Origin of the sequence: Chryseobacterium sp. JAH, from assembly GCF_001507335.1 — a bacterium.
Lineage (GTDB): Bacteria > Bacteroidota > Bacteroidia > Flavobacteriales > Weeksellaceae > Chryseobacterium.
The window spans coordinates 479444-494948 of record NZ_LMAH01000001.1; the positions used below are offsets into that span (position 1 = coordinate 479444).

General features: G+C 37.4%; 14 protein-coding genes and 1 riboswitch. Of the genes, 6 read left to right on the forward strand and 8 right to left on the reverse strand.

Annotated elements, in window-relative coordinates:
• Positions 1-8: 8 nt before the first annotated feature.
• Together AR685_RS02300 and AR685_RS02305 are read left to right on the forward strand one after the other, a co-directional pair.
• Positions 9-398, forward strand: a complete 390-nt coding sequence (locus AR685_RS02300; RefSeq protein ID WP_059123589.1) for a hypothetical protein — start codon at positions 9-11, stop codon at positions 396-398.
• Between the two features lie 28 nt (positions 399-426).
• Entirely contained in the window at positions 427-780 is a 354-nt protein-coding gene (locus AR685_RS02305) for a hypothetical protein (protein ID WP_059123590.1), read from the forward strand.
• On the opposite strand, the gene AR685_RS02310 is transcribed toward AR685_RS02305, so the two are convergent.
• The gene (locus AR685_RS02310) at positions 777-1238 is read right to left on the reverse strand and encodes an Lrp/AsnC family transcriptional regulator (RefSeq protein ID WP_059123591.1); all 462 of its coding nucleotides are present in this window, start codon (positions 1236-1238) and stop codon (positions 777-779) included. The genes AR685_RS02305 and AR685_RS02310 overlap by 4 nt on opposite strands.
• 152 nt (positions 1239-1390) lie before the next feature.
• Positions 1391-1576: riboswitch (cobalamin riboswitch) on the forward strand.
• A 61-nt stretch (positions 1577-1637) separates the two neighbouring features.
• Here AR685_RS02310 and metE point away from each other — a divergent pair.
• Entirely contained in the window at positions 1638-3962 is a 2325-nt protein-coding gene (gene metE, locus AR685_RS02315) for a 5-methyltetrahydropteroyltriglutamate--homocysteine S-methyltransferase (RefSeq protein ID WP_059123592.1), read from the forward strand.
• A 51-nt stretch (positions 3963-4013) separates the two neighbouring features.
• Here the strand turns inward: metE and AR685_RS02320 are convergent, their stop codons facing one another.
• The 4 genes from AR685_RS02320 to AR685_RS02335 form a co-directional block, all read right to left on the reverse strand.
• Positions 4014-5015, reverse strand: a complete 1002-nt coding sequence (locus tag AR685_RS02320; protein ID WP_047444247.1) for an NADP-dependent oxidoreductase — start codon at positions 5013-5015, stop codon at positions 4014-4016.
• A complete protein-coding gene (locus AR685_RS02325; protein WP_047444248.1) occupies positions 5002-5790 on the reverse strand; it encodes an SDR family oxidoreductase in 789 nt (262 codons plus the stop codon). Before AR685_RS02325 ends, AR685_RS02320 begins: the two co-directional genes overlap by 14 nt.
• Positions 5791-5923: 133 nt before the next feature.
• The gene (locus tag AR685_RS02330; RefSeq protein WP_047444249.1) at positions 5924-6628 is read right to left on the reverse strand and encodes an SDR family oxidoreductase; all 705 of its coding nucleotides are present in this window, start codon (positions 6626-6628) and stop codon (positions 5924-5926) included.
• A gap of 124 nt (positions 6629-6752) precedes the next feature.
• Positions 6753-7844 carry an alkene reductase gene (locus AR685_RS02335; protein ID WP_059123593.1) on the reverse strand — a complete coding sequence of 364 codons (1092 nt, stop codon included), beginning with the start codon at positions 7842-7844 and terminating at the stop codon, positions 6753-6755.
• Between the two features lie 108 nt (positions 7845-7952).
• On the opposite strand from AR685_RS02335, the gene AR685_RS02340 reads away from it, so the two are divergent.
• Together AR685_RS02340 and AR685_RS02345 are read left to right on the forward strand one after the other, a co-directional pair.
• Positions 7953-8381 (forward strand): winged helix-turn-helix transcriptional regulator, encoded by a 429-nt coding sequence (locus tag AR685_RS02340; RefSeq protein WP_059123594.1) that lies wholly within the window; start codon positions 7953-7955, stop codon positions 8379-8381.
• Positions 8382-8492: 111 nt separating this feature from the next.
• A complete protein-coding gene (locus tag AR685_RS02345; RefSeq protein ID WP_047444253.1) occupies positions 8493-8939 on the forward strand; it encodes a KTSC domain-containing protein in 447 nt (148 codons plus the stop codon).
• 170 nt (positions 8940-9109) lie between these two features.
• Here the strand turns inward: AR685_RS02345 and AR685_RS02350 are convergent, their stop codons facing one another.
• A complete protein-coding gene (locus AR685_RS02350) occupies positions 9110-9982 on the reverse strand; it encodes an AraC family transcriptional regulator (protein ID WP_059123595.1) in 873 nt (290 codons plus the stop codon).
• 153 nt (positions 9983-10135) lie between these two features.
• Between AR685_RS02350 and AR685_RS02355 the strand changes: the two genes are divergently transcribed.
• Entirely contained in the window at positions 10136-10732 is a 597-nt protein-coding gene (locus tag AR685_RS02355) for a hypothetical protein (RefSeq protein WP_059123596.1), read from the forward strand.
• A 500-nt stretch (positions 10733-11232) separates the two neighbouring features.
• Here AR685_RS02355 and AR685_RS02360 read toward each other — a convergent pair whose 3' ends face one another.
• Both AR685_RS02360 and AR685_RS02365 read right to left on the reverse strand, forming a co-directional pair.
• On the reverse strand, positions 11233-14424 hold the full coding sequence (locus AR685_RS02360) for an efflux RND transporter permease subunit (RefSeq protein ID WP_059123597.1): 3192 nt from the start codon (positions 14422-14424) through the stop codon (positions 11233-11235).
• 6 nt (positions 14425-14430) lie between these two features.
• The gene (locus tag AR685_RS02365) at positions 14431-15492 is read right to left on the reverse strand and encodes an efflux RND transporter periplasmic adaptor subunit (protein ID WP_047444262.1); all 1062 of its coding nucleotides are present in this window, start codon (positions 15490-15492) and stop codon (positions 14431-14433) included.
• Positions 15493-15505 lie beyond the last annotated feature (13 nt).

The following is a 15505-nucleotide window of genomic DNA, read 5'->3' on the forward strand; positions in this document are numbered from 1 at the left end:
CTACACTAATGTTTAACCCAACAAGAAGAAATAGAAATATAGGCACCGAAAATCAGGGTGTTGGTCAAAACAATAGACTCCAAATCTCAATACCATATGGAACACTGAAATCTTTTTACGAAAGAATTGAAAAATATCAGACAGAGATTAGAAACATCAATGGTCATGATTTTTTATTTATTATTGAAGAGACTCGTGAGAACTGTCTTCATTCCTGCTCCGTAAATGATTTAGTGAAAATCATTCAACATATCCCAGAAGCTGATTATGGGGATATGAGATTTATTATTCTTCGCCAGCCCAAGAGAAAAGAAGAAATAATTTCTCAGGTTTGGGGAAGAATAATCTACAGTTTTGAATTTGAAAACGAATCTTATCCAGCAATAATATTAGATTAGATTCGATTGATTTAAATAAAAAATAATTTTGTCTAAAATACAAACTGTTGATGATCAGAAAGAATTTTTAAGATTGAAAGAAGATGGTCATATTTTTACCGAAAGTAAAAGAGATTTTGTTTCTGAACTAAAGCCACAGTCTTCAAGAAATACACAACTGTATAGAACTTTATTGCATGAATTTGGACATTATGTTCATTATTTAAATGTTGTGCTCAGGACCGAACAGAATGAAGAAGATTATGATTCTTATGAAAAAAGAAATGATTATTACTTTAGTTTACCAAAAGTCGAAAAAGAAAAATTTGCTCATCAGTATGCAAATAAGCTGAAAAAAAAATTAATCGATCATAAAATTATTCCTTTTGAACGCATTGATTAAATACTCAATCCATGCGTATTCTTCACCTCTGCCATCACAAAAGTGCTGTGCGTGCTTCCGATAGAATCTACTGATCCCAGTTTATTGAAAACAAAATCCTGATAATGTTTCATATCGCGCACCTGAACTTTCAGCAGGAAATCAAAATCGCCTGAGATGTTGTAGCATTCGGCAACTTCATCAATCTTTAAAATATCTTCCACAAACTGATTTCCTACCGAACGGTCATGAATTTTCAGTTTGATCTGACAGAAAACAGTAAAACCACGGTTCAGTTTTTCAGCTTCCAGAACCGCTGCGTAATGTTTGATAAATCCGTCCTGTTCGAGTCTTTTTACTCTCTCAAAAACTGGCGATGTCGAGAGATTTACTTCGGCTGCAAGTTCTTTGACGGTCAGTTTTGCGTTTTTTTGAAGGATTCTCAAGAGCTGAATATCCTTTTCGTCTAATCTTTCCACGGAATAATATTCTTTTTAAAACTATAATTTTCAAATGTAAAGAATATTAATCTGATTCAAATAAATAAAACCAAACAACATCCTTTATTTTTCAATTTAAACCAATCAATTCACTTAAATATTATCTTTACCAAAGAAATTGTTCTTTCACATACTTCATCAAACGGAAAGGTTTTATGTAAAATAAATGAAAAGGGAATCGTGTGAAAATCACGAGCTGTCGCGCAACTGTAAGTAATATTCCAAAAGTTTTTGTCCAAGAATATCCACTGTGAAAACGGGAAGGATGACAGAAGCTGTTACAAGTCAGGAGACCTGCCTCTACCGGATGAAAATGCTTTTTTACAGAAAAGTATTGTGAAGTTTTAAAATCATTGTTTAATTTAAAATTTTTAAGAAATGCAAACGCACATTCTTGGCTATCCGCGTATTGGTAGCAACAGAGAACTCAAAAAAGCCTGCGAGCAGTATTGGTCGGGCAAAATTGTTTTAGACAAATTACTGGAAGTCGGAAAAACCATTACTCAAAACAATTGGAAATTACAGCAGGATGCAGGAATAGACTGGATTCCCTGCAACGATTTTTCTTATTACGATCAGGTTTTGGATATGACTCTTACGGTGGGAGCGATTCCTGAGCGTTATCAGGAAATCGCTTTCAAAAAATCTGAAACTGATCTGTATTTTGCGATGGCAAGAGGTTTTCAGAAAGAAGGTTTGGATATTACGGCAATGGAAATGACCAAATGGTTTGACACCAATTATCACTACATCGTTCCCGAATTTCAGAAAAATCAGGAATTCAAATTATTCTCCAACAAAATTGTTCAGGAATTCATCAGTGCCAAACAGGCTGGAATCAATGCAAAGCCCGTAATCATCGGTTTATTGACGTATTTATTATTGGGTAAAGAAAAAGAAGAAGGTTTCGATAAATTAGATCTAGCACAGAATTTATTGCCGGTTTATATCCAGATTTTAAAAGAACTGGAAAATCATGGTGCGGAATATATTCACTTTGATGAGCCTTTTTTAGCTTTAGATTTAAATGAAAAAGCCAAGGAGACCTATCAGTTGATCTATGCTGAAATCAGAAAACAATTCCCTAATCTGAAATTTATCGTGACAACTTACTTTGAAGGTTTAAAAGACAATCTTTCATTGGCGACTTCCCTCCCGATCGATGTTCTGCATATTGATCTGGTTCGTTCGCCTGAACAGTTGGATAAAGTTTTAACTACAATTCCAAATACTTTAAGTCTTTCGCTGGGAATTGTTGACGGAAGAAATATCTGGAAAAATGATTTCACACGATCTTTAAATTTTATTAAAAAAGCAGTTGAGAAAATCGGCTCGGACAGAGTTTTTATTGCACCTTCCTGTTCATTGCTCCACTCTCCTTTCGATTTGGATTCAGAGAAAAATGAATATATTCTTTCTCCTGAGATTAAACAGTGGATGGCTTTCGCAAAACAGAAAGTTTATGAAATTGTAAATTTGAAAAAATTAGCATCAGAAAATCCGGACTACAATACTTTACAGGAATTAGCCGAAAATAAAAAAGCAATTGAAAACCGTAAAACATCTTCATTAATTCACAATCAGGACGTGAAAAACCGTATAGATGTGACGACAGAGGAAGATGCGCAGAGAAATTCCCCCTTCAATGTAAGAAAAGAAACTCAGCAGAAAGTATTGCAGCTTCCATTATTTCCAACGACGACTATTGGTTCGTTTCCGCAGACTAAAGAAGTGAGAACGTGGCGTTCAAAATTTAAAAAAGGAGAATTAAATGCCGAACAATACGATACTTTACTGAAACAGGAGACAGAAAGAACAATCCGTTGGCAGGAAGAAATCGGGATCGATGTGTTGGTTCACGGAGAGTTTGAGCGTAACGATATGGTGGAATATTTCGGCGAACAGCTGGCCGGATTTGCCTTTACCCAAAACGGCTGGGTTCAGAGCTACGGAAGCCGTTGCGTGAAACCTCCCGTTATTTTCGGAGATGTTCACAGACCGAATCCGATGACGGTGTATTGGTCAGAATACGCTCAGTCTTTGACTCAAAAATGGGTCAAAGGAATGTTGACGGGACCTGTAACGATTCTTCAGTGGTCATTTGTGCGCGATGATCAGCCGCGTTCGTTAACCTGTAAACAGATTGCTTTGGCGATTCGTGATGAAGTGAATGATTTGGAAAAAGCAGGAATCAGAATTATTCAGATTGATGAACCTGCAATTCGTGAAGGTCTTCCGTTGAGAACATCAGACTGGCAGATTTATCTGAAATGGGCGGTTGAAGCTTTCAGAATTTCGGCAAGCGGTGTAGAAGATGCCACGCAGATTCATACCCACATGTGTTATTCAGAATTCAATGACATCATCCAGAATATCGCCGATATGGATGCCGATGTCATTACAATTGAATGCTCCAGAAGTCAGATGGAACTGCTGAATGCTTTTGCAGATTTTAAATATCCGAATGAGATTGGTCCTGGAGTGTATGATATTCATTCGCCGAGAGTTCCGTCAAAAGAGGAAATGGTAGAATTGCTGAAAAAAGCACAAGCCGTAATTCCTGCACAGCAACTTTGGGTAAATCCTGACTGTGGTTTGAAAACCCGTCATTGGGATGAAACGGAAAAAGCGCTGATTGCAATGGTAGAGGCTTCAAGAGAAGCATCTGAAGCTTTTGAAAAAGAAAGAAATTTAGTTCAGTAAATTATAAAGGCAGGAGTTGTGAAACTCCTGCCTTTTTTAATCTATAAAAGATTATTTCATGTTAATCACCACTTTTCCTTTTGCACGGCCACTTTCTACGTATTTTACAGCTTCATTGGTATTTTCAAACGGAAATACTTGGTCGATGACAGGTTTTATCTTTCCTGCTTCTATCAGTTTTGTAATATCTGCCAACTGTCTTCCATTACCTTTCATAAAGAGAAAAGAATAGTTGACATTTTTTTTCTCTGCAATTTTTCTGATTTTACTGCTCAGCAGTTTTATCGCAAATTTTACGTACCAGGGAAGATTAAATTCTTTTGCAAAGACAGGTGTTGGCGGACCGGAAATGGAAATTATTTTACCGTTCGGTTTTACAACATCAAACGATTTCTCAAGTGTTTTGGGATCCTGACTGTTTAAAACCAAATCGTAACCGCTCAACAGATCTTCGAAATTCTGTTTTTTATAATCAATAAGAACATCGGCACCAAGATCTTTTAGAAATTCAAAACTTTTTTCACTGGCTGTGGTTGCTACCGTCGCACCCAGATGTTTTGCCAACTGAATGGCGAAGGTTCCTACTCCACCCGATCCGGCCTGTATAAAAACTTTCTGACCTTTCTGAATATTGGCTTTTTCAACCAAAGCCTGCCAAGCCGTCAACCCAACCAAAGGAATGGAAGCCGCTTCCTCCATTGTCAGGTTTTTTGGTTTTAAAGCAACATCTTTTTTATCGATCGAAATAAATTCCGCAAAAGTTCCGATGTGAAAATCTGCAGGTCTGGCGTAAATTTCATCACCCACATTAAAGCTTTTCACTTTTGAACCGACTTTTATGATGACGCCTGCGACATCGTGCCCCAAGATCAACGGTAATTTGTAAGGGACAATTAATTTGAACTCACCACTTTTTAATTTTGAGTCTAAAAGATTGACACTGGCAGCGTGAATCTCCACCAAAACTTCATTTTCTTTCAATACCGGTTCGGGAACATCCACCAATTTCAGTTCACTGTCTTTTTTGTAACGGCTAATACTAAATGCTTTCATGTCTTGAGTTTTGTTTTAAAACTTGTTCCTGATTCTTTGGATTGACCAACCCGAACGTTAATTTAGGAAAAAATCTGTTCAGATAATACACCAACTTCGCATCACCGATTCTGATGGTGAACTGATCTTTTTTTAATCCATTAATCAAACCTTTTACCAGTTCTTCAGTTGTGATTTTTTTGTCTTTTCTGGCAGCAGTCATTTCTGTATCAACGACCGGAGGAAGCAATTCAAATACTTTTATTTTGCTGCTGTTTATTCGCAGATGTTCTCTGAGTGATTTTGTATAAAACGCCAAAGCGGTTTTGGATGCTGAATAGGTTGCTTCAACCAATGACGGAACGTAACTCAGAATGGAAGCGGTATTGATAATCGCTGCTTCTTTTCTGGACTGAAGCATGTTCAGGAAAATATTATTCAGCCGGATGACGCCCAAATAATTGATTTCCATTTCGTAAGCTGCATTTTCTAGATGCCTTTCGTTGGGAACTCCTAAATTGATCGGAGCAGATCCCACACCAGCATTGTTATACAGAATATCAATACCGCCAAGCTGAGACACTTTATCAAAAAGCTCCTGCGCATCTTGTGCCACCGAAACATCACTTTTGATCACCGTAAGATTGGGATACTGTCTTTTAGCCAAATCTAATCTCTGCTGATTCCGGCCTGTGATGATGACTTTAGCTCCGATTTCTGAAAACTGCTTTGCTGCTTCCAGACCAATGCCGGAAGCTCCGCCAGTAATTAAAATTGTTTTTCCTTTTAATTCCATGTTACAATATTTTCTAGGTGAAAAACTCCTTGTAAATAATTTAAATCATATTCAAATTTCATCAAAATTAATTCCCCAACCCTGAAGGGTGTAATTTTGATGAAATTTTCAAAAAAGAATTTTTCTCAGTAGATTAAGCTAATTCTTTTGCAAAAAACAACTTAGAATCACCTACCGGAACATCAAACTTATTTTTTGCAAGTGCCAAAAACAATTCGTCAGCAACTTCAGAAGGTGCAATTCCATTGGCGCCACCGATTTCAGCAGAGAAATCTGTATTAACTAAGGGGGGATACACCTCGTAAATCATAACATTTCCCTGCTCTTCGTAAGTTTGTCTTAATGCATGTGTGTAGCCATGTAAAGCTGCTTTAGATGCACTATAAGTAGGCAACATTTTATGGCTTCTAAATACAGCAATTGATGATATGTTGATTACCGCAGCTTCTGTTTTTTGAGCTAAATGAGGAAGTAAAAGTTCTGTAAAATGAATGACACTGAAATAATTGGTGTTCATTTCGATCGCTGCTTTTTCGTGTGCATTTTGGGTTTCGTTCAGCAAATAGGCAAATGCTGCACCTGCATTATTGATGATGATGTTGACTTCGGGATGATTGTTTTTTAAATCTTCTGCAATGCGTAATCTGTCTGCCTCATTTGAAAGATCGCCCTGAATTGCTACAGCACTGTCGAGTTCCCGTAAAGCATTCTGAAGACGTTCTTCATTTCTTCCGTTGATGATTATTCTGTTGCCTTCTGCATTCAGTTTTTTTGCTATGGCTAAACCGATTCCGGCACTTCCGCCGCTGATGAATACTGTATTTCCTGTTGTTTTCATTTTTTTTGTTTTGTTTGAATGTTGTGTATTGTGGTTATGGTAGGGTTTGCGAAAGGGATTGCAGCGGCATCCTTTTGTGAAACAAAAGATACAGCGGAAAGCCCGGCCGTTCGCCCAAATTATTTTAGATGTTCAGAGTCGGATAATCGGTGTAGCCTTTTTCGCCAGGCGTATAAAAAGTCGCCTGATCCGCTTGATTGAGCGGCGCATCGGTCTTGAAACGCTCTACCAGATCGGGATTAGATATAAAAGGAGTTCCAAAAGAAACCAGATCTGCATCGCCATCCTGTAAAACTTTTGTTGCCGATTCTCTGTTAAAGCCTCTGTTGATAATGATGGTTCCGTTGTAGATTTTACGGAAATGTTTTGCTACTTCCTGAATAGCATTTGAATTTCCTGAAACGTCTGTAAAAGGCTCTATCAAGTGTAAATATGCCAAATCGTAACCGTTGAGACGGTTGACGATGTAATTGTAAAGTTCAATGGTTTCGTCATCGACTAAGATTCCCATAATTCCGTTAAGCGAAGGATTTAAACGTAGTCCAACCTTTTTTAGATCTGCAACTTCTTTGATGGCATCAATAATTTCAAAAAGAATTCTCGCTCTGTTTTCTACCGTACCACCGTATTCATCGGTGCGGAGATTGGAATTTTTGCTGAAAAACTGCTGTAGAAGATAACCATTCGCCCCGTGAAGTTCTACTCCATCAAAACCAGCTTCAAAAGCATTAAGTGCAGCCTGCTTGAAATCATTCACGGTCTGTTTGATATCTGCGGTAGTCATCGGTTGAGGCTCTTCGCTCGTCTGAAAACCTGTAGCCGTAAAAATCTGTTGCTGAGGATTAACGTTTGACGGAGCCAAAGGCTTTTTACTGTTGTGCAAATCGGGATGAGAGTATGCGCCCGTGTGCCAAAGCTGTGCAAAAATTTTCCCTCCTTCCTGATGAACTGCTTCTGTACTCAATTTCCACCCTTCTATTTGTGCTGAACTGTATATTGCGGGAACATTGATAACACCAACTGCTTCCGGACTGATGAATGTACCCTCTGTAATAATCAAACCGGCGGAAGCTCTCTGTTGGTAGTACTTTGCTATAAGTTCGGTTGCTTTATTTTCTGGATTATCTGAACGGCTTCTGGTCATTGGAGCCATCACGATACGGTTTTTCAGATCTAAGTTTTTACTCTTGTAAGCATCAAAAAGAATGTTTTCCATTGTATTTTAAATTTAATTCGGTAAATTTGCTTGCGTTTTGCAAGTACAAATCTATAAAATTACTTTCAAAACGCAAGTGTTTTTATTTCATTATTTAAAAATAATTTTATGCCGAGTTCAAAAAAGAGATCAGATTGCCCCATCAGCAGCTCATTAGACGTATGGGGAGACAAATGGTCATTGCTCATTGTAAGAGATCTGATGTTTAAAAAACAGAGTACGTACGGAGAATTTCTAAAATCTGACGAGAAAATAGCGACTAATATTCTGGCTTCACGTCTTTTAATGCTTGAGGAAAACGGAATCATCAGCAAGCAGGATCACCCTGACAGTAAGGCAAAAGTATTATATAAGCTGACCGAAAAAGGCATCAATCTGCTTCCTTTGCTGATAGAAATTAATCTTTGGGCGGAAAAATATTCTGAAATTCCTGAAAGTCAGCAGGTGATCTTGAATGAGGTGAAGAAGGATAAAGTTGGTTTCATAGAGGAGAAAATTGGGGAGATGATGAAGGATGTTTTGCGAATTTCAATGTAAAATAAACTTTATCAGCAGAATTTTTAGTTCCAAATAAATTAATAATCAAAAACTTACGGTTTTTAAAATTAAAAAGCCTAATTTTGCACCCCGAAATAAGGATTGTACGTTATGAAAAAAATAGGTGATTACAGAAAACTTCTTGAGGTAGACAATACCGCTACTTTGAAAGATTTAAAAACAGTTTACAGAAATGTGATGAAAGATACGCATCCTGATAAATTTGTGAATAATGAAGAAGGAAAACTGGAAGCGGAAGAAAAAAGCAAATCTGTGATTGAAGCCTATCACTTTTTGGTAAGCATCAACCCTGAAACGCAGGAAAAATATAAAGAAGAATACACAGAAACGATTACTACTTCTATCATCACTGATTTTTATTTGGAAAAATCAATTCTGAAAGTTCAGCATTTGAACGGTAAAATGTTTGAATACATCGGAGTTCCGAGAAATACCTATATCAAAATGGTGAATGCTGATTCTCCGAGCCGTTTTGCAAGAAGACATATCTACGGAAATTTCATCTACAGAAAGTCTGGTGAGGTAATGGCGGATTAATTTTCGTTTTGAAAATACAAATGTGCTGTAACAGCATTTTAAAATATAAACCGTATTCTCTGGATGCGGTTTTTTTATTGGGCAGTTTTCAAGTTCTCGATACGGTTTCTTCAAAAATCTACCCGAACTGACGTGGTTTTTCCGATTGAGTTTGGAAATCCAAAATCACGTCAATCTAATAAGAAATTAAATTCTTTTCTGTACTGCGACGGACTTTTGCCCGTGTATTCTCTGAACGTTTTATTAAAGTAACTGAAATTATTAAAACCAGATTCAAAGCAGACATCGGTTATGCTTAAAGGCTGTTCAGCTAGAAGTTTAAGGGAATGGGTAATTCGATATTCGTTCACAAACTGTGTGAAGGTTTTATTGGTAATTTTCTTGAAATAACGGCAGAACGAAGGTACTTTCATGCTTGCCAGATCAGAAATCTGTTCCAAAGTGATCTGTTCTTTGAAATGATCTTTCACGTAGTTAAAGATATGATTGATCCTCTCGTTATCTTCCACCTGCGTCTGGAGGTAGTATTTTCCGGCATTTAGTATACGGTATTCCTGTGTTGAGGCGAGTTCTTCCAAAATCTTGATGAATTTCATCAGCTTGTCCAAAGAAGATGAGTCGTGCATTTCGGTAATTTTTAAACCTACCTCTTTTTTTATATTTTCCGAAAACACAATTCCCGCTTTTGCTTTTTCCAGGAGATTGGTAATCTTCTGCATCTCAGGCAAATTCCAAATCTCTTCACCTAAAAAATCGGGTTTAAACTGGATGACCATTTCGTAATCGTTGTTGGTATTTTCATTGGTCATTCCGCAATGAGGGAGGTTGGATCCCATTAAAACAAGATCTCCATCTGAAAAATAAGATATATTACTTCCTATCTGCCGCTTACCGGAGCCGCCACAGACGAAAATTAACTCAATTTCAGGATGATAATGCCATACATGTGACTTGATATTTTCGTTTTTCAAAAACTTCAGACTCGTGAAACTGCTTCCCAGATTGGGTTTCACAGCTTCGAAGGTGGGATGCGAATGTTTCATATCAGTACCGTTATTTGTATGCAAAATTAACAAATACAATTTAAATAATTAATATTAAGGTTAAAATAGCACATGTATAAGGCAATTGTACAGTAGAACCGCGTTGAGGTTTGATCTAAATTTGCAGTATTAACAAATGAAAAAATTTATATTATGAAAAAAGTATTACAATCAGTTTTGATGATCGGTTTCCTATCTCTTTCAGTTAGTGCGATGAGTAAAGACAAAGACTTTTCTCTTTCATTTGGAAAAGCTGAAGCAGAATCGGTAACCTTTAAAGTATCAAATGCAAAAAATGTTTCTGTAACAATCTTCAGTGAAAATGATGGTGAATTGCTTTCTGAAGATTTAAATTCAGATAAGAGCGTTGCCAAATCTTACAATTTTAAAGATCTTGAATCAGGTATTTATTACCTAATCGTAGAATCTGAAACTAAGATTGAGAAATATAAAATAAATGTTGACACTGATAAAAAAGTGATCATTGATAAAACGCCTGTGGCAGAAATCGTGAAGCCTGAATTTTCTTTAGACGGAAATAAAACAAAACTGCATTTCTCAGGTTTAAAAAATTCAGTAAAGATCACGGTGTCAGATTTTTCAAATACCGTTTATTACAATTCGAATAAATCTGCAACCAATGGTGAGCTGGATATCACTTTCGATTTAAACCCGAATACAGCCGACAACTATATTATCAGTGTAGAACAGGCAGGAAAAGTTTTCAACAAAGTAATCAATCTGAGATAGGAAATTATCCAGTTTAGATTAAAAATTTTTATATAGTTTCTTTTTAAAGTTAGGTTCTTGCTGATATTCTCAGAAGAATCTGACTTTTTTTGTTTGTCCAAAGTTGTTAAGATTTTGTTTAAACATATTCAATTTTAAATTCTTTCAATACGTTCGACTTCGCAATCTATGATTTCGCCTAAAAGGTTACTAAGTTTTTATATAGGATTTTTTTTATGATTGAAACCTGTGCTTTTAGGTCATTAACCAATCTAGTAAGGTTATTTACATATCTGCTGAGGTTTTAAACCTGTAGGTTCGGGTTGATGGACGGGAATTTTAAGGTTGTGAAATTGTCAGTTCATGCGTTTTATATGTCCGTGGCTTCGAAGGCCTCAGCCACCGGTTGTGTTATATAAAGCAGTCTTTTATTTATTTTTATCATTTGGAGCATCATTACTAAAATAAGAAAGCCGCATCAAAGAATTGACGCGGCTTTCAGGTTAATTAAGGTTGTTATATTAATCTACGTGTTTTGGCGTGTAGCCGTCTTCACTCAGTTCTTTTTCTTCGTAATCCGCTTTCATTTCAGCATCATAATCTACCGGTTTGCCTTTACCCATTCTTCTCAGTAATGAATCGAACAGTGAATAAACTGTAGGAACGATAATTAAGGTAAGGAATAATGATGATGTCAAACCACCGATAATTACCCAAGCCAAACCATTGTTCATCTCCGCTCCTGCTCCTTTTGCAATTGCGATCGGGATCATACCGAAGATCATCGCAATCGTTGTCATTAAGATCGGACGAAGACGGGCATGGTTAGCCTGAATCAAAGCGTCGTGAGTGTTTGCTCCGGCTGCTTTTCTCATATTGGCGAAATCGACAATCATAATCGCGTTTTTCGCTACCAAACCAATCAACATAATCATCCCCAACATCGTAAAGATATTGATGGTATTACCTGTAATTGCTAGGATTACCATAACCCCGATCAATGCCAGAGGAATTGAGAATAATACTACAAACGGGTACACAAATGAATCATATAATGAAACCATTACCAGATAAACCAATACGATAGCCGCTGCTAAAGCGATTCCTAAAGTACCCATACCTTCTGTCTGATTTTCCATATCACCACTCCAGATGTAATTTACTCCGGCTGGTTTTGTTTTTTCATTTGTCATAAACTGGTCTGCCCATTCGTTGGCAACATCACCCATTGCACGGCCTACCACTTTCGATTTCACCTTTACAGAGGCTGTTTTATCTCTACGCTCCAGCAAACTTGGCCCTGAACCCATTTTGACATCAGCAAACTGACTCAGCCTTATTTGCTCGCCTGATGGATTGGTAAACATTAAGTTTCTTACGTCATCAATGGACTGTCTGTTGGCATCGCCAAAACGGATGTTGATATCATATTCGTATTCTCCGGCTCTGAATTTTCCGTCTGTGTTTCCTGAGAATGCAGTCTGCATTGTCTGACCTACACTGGAAAGATTTAAACCTAAAGAAGACATTTTATCTCTGTCGATGTTCACCTGAACTTCAGGGTTTCCTGAGTCGGAAGATAATTCTGCATCTACAGCTCCAGGAACTTTTTTAAGCAAAGCAAGAATTCTGTTGGCTTCTTTGTTTGCCGTTGCGTTATCAGGAGCGGTAACTACCATTTCGATTGGTGCAGCGTCTGCTCCCATTAATCCGATTGGTGCTGTTTTAAATTCAACTCCGGTGAATTTTTCTTCTAAAGCTCTTTTAATTTTAGCTGATTTAATATCTGTACTTTCATCACGTTCAGATTTATCAACTAAAATTACCTGAATTTCTGATTGATACAAAGTTGCCTGCGCTCCACCAAAACCTGATGACTGTTGGCCAACCGTGGTGATCATATCGACTACATCTTTATCGTCTCTCAAATATTTTTCAACCTGTAAAGTCAATTGATTGGTTTTTTCGACGGAAGCATCTTTAGGTAATTCCATCTGAACAAGGAACTGACCTCTGTCCATTTTCGGGAAGAATTCTCCACCGATAAATCCGCCACCCATTAATCCCATTGTCACTACAATTAAAAGTACAAACGTAAGAACAACGGTCATCACTCTTCTTAAACCGGATTTTAAAACCCATTCAAGAATTCCTGTAATCCAGTGTGTAAATTTATCCAATTGCTTTTCAAACCAAAGGATGAATTTCTCGAAAGGATTTTTACCCGTCAAATGTACCAACTTTCCAAATCTTGAAGACAACCATGGAATGATGGTAAATGAAGCCAGTAACGAGAACAGCGTTGCAATAACTACCGTGACACAAAACTGTGCTAGAATGTCTGAAACCAAACCTGAACTCATCGCAATCGGTAAAAATACCACCACAATTACCATGGTAATTGCTGTTACGGTAAAGCCAATTTCTGAAGCTCCGTCATAGGCCGCACGGATTCTACTTTTCCCCATCTCCATGTGACGGTATACGTTCTCCAGTACTACAATCGCATCATCCACAAGAATACCTACAACTAATGAAAGTCCTAATAAACTCATTAGGTTTAAGGTATACCCCATCAGATACATTCCAATCACCGTTGCAATCAACGATACCGGAATAGAAACCATTACGATAAATGCGTTTCTGATGTTGTGAAGGAATAATAGCATTACTACAGCAACCAAAATAATCGCCAGAAATAAATCGAAAATTACATGATCTGCCGCTTCAAGCGTAAAGTCTGTATTGTCATCTACTATTGAAACTTTTAATCCCTGAACTTTATAATTGGTTTGAACCTGCTCAATCGTTTTTTGTACCGCTTCAGAAACTGATACTGCATTGGCATCAGACTGTTTTTTTACCTGAAGTAAGATGGTCGGATTTTGGTTAAATCTCGCTACCTTCTCTATATCTTTTTGAGTATCAAAAACGGTTGCAATATCAGATAAACGAACCTGAACTCCGTTTTTATTGGATACTACAAGACTATTCATCTCGGCAATATCTCTGTATTTTCCTGAAAGTCTGATGGTAGATCTTGAAGTTCTTGTTTTCAAAGCTCCCGTCGGGAAATCTAAGTTAGAAGAAAGAATTGCCTGCTGTACGTCTGCAATCGCAACACCATACCCCTGCATTTTCTTTTCATCTAAATTTACCTGAACTTCTCTTTCTTGTCCACCTACGAGGTCAACCTGAGCTACACCGTTTACACGGGAGAAAACCGGTTCTACTTTTTTATCTAAAAGATCGTAAAGCTCTTTGCTATTCAGCTTATCACTTGCAATACTCAACGTCATGATCGGTAAATCATCCAATGAGAATTTCTGCAGTGATGGCGGGTCTGCATCTTCCGGAAGATCTGCCAAAATAGCATTCACCTTTCTCTGTGCATCATTCAAAGCGTAGTTTACATCGGCACCTGTGTTCAGCTGAACCATAATTACCGATAAACTTTCATATGAAGATGATTCTACTTTCTTTACGTTTTCCAACGAACCTACAGCGTCTTCAATCTTACGTGTCACCGATGTTTCCACCTCAGAAGGTGAAGCTCCCGGATACACGGTAGAAATCGTTACCATATTGGTTTCAAATTTCGGAATCAATTCGTACCCCATCATGGAGTAGCTTAATAAACCTCCCAGCGTCAGAATCGTAAATAATACGATAACCAGGGACGGTCTTTTAATGGATATTTCTGCTAACTTCATCTTCTGTTACTTTACGATATTGATTTTTGAACCGTTATCAAGGTTGATCTGTCCGCTGGTAATTACCTGCTCACCTCCGTTCAGTCCGCTGATGATTTGTACTTTGTCGCCGTATACTTTTCCTGTTTTCACAGTGATCATTTTAGCAGTACCATTCTGAACGATAAAGATTTGTCCTGAACTCACTCCATTTGCAAAAGCTTCCGCGGGAACTGTCAGCATATTTTGAGTTTCAGCACCATTATTTGTTTTAAATAATGCAGTTGCATACATACCCGCCTTTAGGTTCCCTCTGTTTTGAACTTCAATTTCTACAGGGAAATTTAAAGAAGCATCACTTTTAGGAGCGATAAATGTAATTCTTCCGCTGAAAGATTCTTCAGGTAAAACATTCACATTAATTGCTACTTCCTGACCCAATTGAATTCTTCCGATCTGGCTTTCGTCAACTAAAACTGAAAGTTTTAAGCTGTTGATATTTACGATTTCGAATAAAGCAGTTCCCGGTGCAACCACCATTCCCGGCTCAACCATTTTTTTGTTGATAATACCGCTGATTCCTGCTCTGATGCTTGTATCATTTACTTTTACACCTTGAGCTCTTACTGCAGCCTGCATATTTTTCAACTGCAATCTTGAATTGTCTAACTGTTGTTTTGTAACACCTCCTGTTTTGAAGGCATTTTCATAACGTTGGTTGTCTGCAATTGCATTCTGTAAATTGTTCTGAGCTTGAGTAACGTCTACTTCAATCGCATCTCTTTTAATCGTTGCTAAAACCTGACCGGCTCCTACTCTAGAACCTTCTTTCACGAAAACGCTCACAATACGTCCTGCAATTTCTGAAGACTGATTCGATTCCTGTTTTGGGATAAAAGTTCCGTTTGCAGAATAATCTGTGTTGATATTTTCTCTGGAAACAGTAACAACATTTACGTTGATTTTGTCAACCTGTTTTGCTACTTCTTTTACTTCGGTTTCCTGTTTCTTTTTGTTATCAGTAATTTTCCAAGCTGCTAAACCAATAAGCACTGCAGCGACGATGATATATATTAAAGTTTTTTTCATTTGAAGTTATTTA

What these genes read in the sequence shown, in the direction of transcription:
- AR685_RS02355 (WP_059123596.1), top strand. Translation starts at nt 10,136, where the DNA reads ATGAAAAAAGTATTACAATCAGTTTTGATGATCGGTTTCCTATCTCTT.
- AR685_RS02300 (WP_059123589.1), top strand. Translation starts at nt 9, where the DNA reads ATGTTTAACCCAACAAGAAGAAATAGAAATATAGGCACCGAAAATCAG.
- AR685_RS02330 (WP_047444249.1), bottom strand. Translation starts at nt 6,628, where the DNA reads ATGAAAACAACAGGAAATACAGTATTCATCAGCGGCGGAAGTGCCGGA.
- metE (WP_059123592.1), top strand. Translation starts at nt 1,638, where the DNA reads ATGCAAACGCACATTCTTGGCTATCCGCGTATTGGTAGCAACAGAGAA.
- AR685_RS02350 (WP_059123595.1), bottom strand. Translation starts at nt 9,982, where the DNA reads ATGAAACATTCGCATCCCACCTTCGAAGCTGTGAAACCCAATCTGGGA.
- AR685_RS02335 (WP_059123593.1), bottom strand. Translation starts at nt 7,844, where the DNA reads ATGGAAAACATTCTTTTTGATGCTTACAAGAGTAAAAACTTAGATCTG.
- AR685_RS02365 (WP_047444262.1), bottom strand. Translation starts at nt 15,492, where the DNA reads ATGAAAAAAACTTTAATATATATCATCGTCGCTGCAGTGCTTATTGGT.
- AR685_RS02345 (WP_047444253.1), top strand. Translation starts at nt 8,493, where the DNA reads ATGAAAAAAATAGGTGATTACAGAAAACTTCTTGAGGTAGACAATACC.
- AR685_RS02340 (WP_059123594.1), top strand. Translation starts at nt 7,953, where the DNA reads ATGCCGAGTTCAAAAAAGAGATCAGATTGCCCCATCAGCAGCTCATTA.
- AR685_RS02360 (WP_059123597.1), bottom strand. Translation starts at nt 14,424, where the DNA reads ATGAAGTTAGCAGAAATATCCATTAAAAGACCGTCCCTGGTTATCGTA.
- AR685_RS02325 (WP_047444248.1), bottom strand. Translation starts at nt 5,790, where the DNA reads ATGGAATTAAAAGGAAAAACAATTTTAATTACTGGCGGAGCTTCCGGC.
- AR685_RS02320 (WP_047444247.1), bottom strand. Translation starts at nt 5,015, where the DNA reads ATGAAAGCATTTAGTATTAGCCGTTACAAAAAAGACAGTGAACTGAAA.